At 41.4% G+C, this 2,396-nt stretch carries 3 protein-coding genes; all 3 read left to right on the forward strand.

Annotated elements, in window-relative coordinates:
• The coding region (locus tag F6K20_RS34365; protein WP_287297786.1) for a sensor histidine kinase at positions 1 to 722 on the forward strand (722 nt) is incomplete at its 5' end.
• 12 nt (positions 723 to 734) lie between these two features.
• The gene (locus F6K20_RS34370; RefSeq protein ID WP_071103804.1) at positions 735 to 1,844 is read left to right on the forward strand and encodes a hybrid sensor histidine kinase/response regulator; all 1,110 of its coding nucleotides are present in this window, start codon (positions 735 to 737) and stop codon (positions 1,842 to 1,844) included.
• 269 nt (positions 1,845 to 2,113) lie between these two features.
• Positions 2,114 to 2,396 (forward strand): ferredoxin-like domain-containing protein (locus F6K20_RS34375; RefSeq protein ID WP_502708914.1); only part of this gene is annotated, 283 nt, incomplete at its 3' end.

Genomic DNA, 2,396 nt, shown 5'->3' on the forward strand with positions numbered 1-2,396 from the left:
CAGTTTTAGTCAGGGATGCTCAAGGTAACCCCCGAAAATTTCTGTATCAAATTGTAGATATCACCGAACGCAAGCAAGCAGAAAATCAGGTGAGAGCCTCTCTAACCGAAAAAGAGGTTTTGCTCAAAGAAATTCATCACCGGGTCAAAAATAACCTGCAAATTATTTCTAGCCTACTCCGACTACAGTCAAGGAAAGTTGAAGAGCCACAAGCATTAAGTTTGTTCAAAGATTCCCAGCATCGGGTTCAATCTATGGCTCTGATTCACCAGCAGCTGTATCAATCGCCAAATTTAGCCCAGATTAATTTCGGAAAATACATTCAAACCTTAACCAATAACTTGTTCCGTTCCTACGGCATTAACCCACAGACAATCGCCCTCAATATCGAAGTTACCACAGCTCCCTTGACCATTGATGTAGCTATTCCCTGTGGGCTAATCATCAATGAATTGGTGTCTAATTCACTCAAATATGCCTTTCCTGAAAATCAAGAGGGTAAGATGGAAATCAGTCTAAGTTCAGATCAACAGGGTCAGCTAATCCTGAAGGTAAGTGATAATGGTATTGGTTTACCGGACAATTTAGACTTTCAATCCACTAAATCCCTTGGTTTGAGTATTGTTCGTAACTTGACTGCACAACTGGGGGGTAACATCATCCTTGACTGTAGCCAAGGCACTAGATTAGAAATAAAGTTTCCCCATTCACTGGATCTCTAGGGCAAGTCGAGCATGACCAAGAAAAAAATCCTAGTTGTTGAAGATGAAACCCTTGTGGCTATGGATATCAAGAATAGCCTCAAACTCCTAGGGTACATGGTTCCTGCTGTGGCTGTATCTGGAGAAGAAGCAGTTATAAAAGCTGAGGAAATTCAACCGGATTTAATCCTGATGGATATTCGTCTGAAAGGGGAAATAGATGGAGTGACTGCTGCCAGACTGATTAGGACAAAATGGAATATCCCAGTGGTCTATTTGACGGCCTATAGTGATGATATCACCCTAGAAAGAGCTAAGATAACCCAACCGTTTGGTTACCTCCTGAAACCATTTGAGGAAGAAGAACTGCGAGTTACCATTGAAATTGCCCTTTCTCGCTTCCAAGCAGAAACAAAAATCCGTCAAGCACTAGTAATAGAACAGGAGCTTAGAGAACAAAAATCTAGCTTTGTCTCTATTGTTTCCCACGAATGTCGTACACCTCTGAGTAAAGTTCTCCTAGCTACTGAATTGTTAGAACGTTATAGCAAAGATTTGGTCAAGGATAAACATCGCAAGTATTTTGAGCAAATTAAAGGCTCTATCCAAGATATGAGACAACTCTTGGATGAAATCCTCTTTATTGAAAAAGCAGAAGGAAACAAGCTAAATTTTAACCCAACTCCAATTAACCTAGTAGAATTATGCTCTGATTTGATAGAGCAGATGCAGTTGGCTACCGAGGGGAGCCATAGGATTATTTTGACTTCTCAAGGTAATATTCCTGATGCCTATATGGATACCCAACTCCTCAGATATATTTTCAATAACTTGCTATCCAATGGGATTAAGTATTCTCCTGAAGGGGGAACGGTAAAGTTTCAGTTAACCGTGGAAGGTAACTGGGCAATTTTTCAAATTAAAGACTCGGGAATTGGTATTCCCGAACAAGAGCTTTCCCAGCTGTTTGAACCTTTCCAGCGAGCTAGCAATGTTGGGGATATTCCTGGTACAGGTCTAGGATTATCGATTGTTAAAAAGAGTGTAGAGCAGCACCGTGGTCAAATTTTGGTAGATAGCCAGGTTGGTGTCGGTACTGTGTTTACCGTTAGACTACCCCTGTCCAGTCAGGATTGGGAGTAAGCTGGTCTTCCTTTGAATGCCATGGTTATGACAGCAGGGAAGCTTCGGGTGCAGGGGAGCTTCTGGAGCAGGGGCAGACTTGATATAACTTTATAATGCAATTTGTGCATTTAATTTATGCATTTTTTTAATTAAAATTAGTATTCAGTAACAAAATATACAAAATATTAGTATTACTTTAAATTAATTTATCGACATCAAGAGTAGTGACATCAGAGGCTCTGGACAAAACTTCTGGCAATTGAGCAAAAGGCAACGAGGGAACAGCTATGACCAGCGCAGCTAAGCCAGCCGCAAAACTAAACAAATTTGAGAAATTCAAGGCAGAGAAAGATGGTCTTGCCATTAAAGAACAAATAGAAGAGTTTGCTAGAATTGGCTGGGAAGCAATAGATCCAGATGACCTACAGCATCGGCTGAAGTGGATGGGTGTCTTTTATCGACCTGTCACTCCAGGCAAGTTCATGCTACGGATGCGGACACCCAACGGGATTGTCAACAGCACTCAGATGCAGGTGCTAGCTGAGATAGTGCAGCGCTATGGAGAAGATG

The sequence above is a fragment of the Moorena sp. SIO2C4 genome (assembly GCF_010672485.1).
GTDB lineage: Bacteria > Cyanobacteriota > Cyanobacteriia > Cyanobacteriales > Coleofasciculaceae > Moorena > Moorena producens.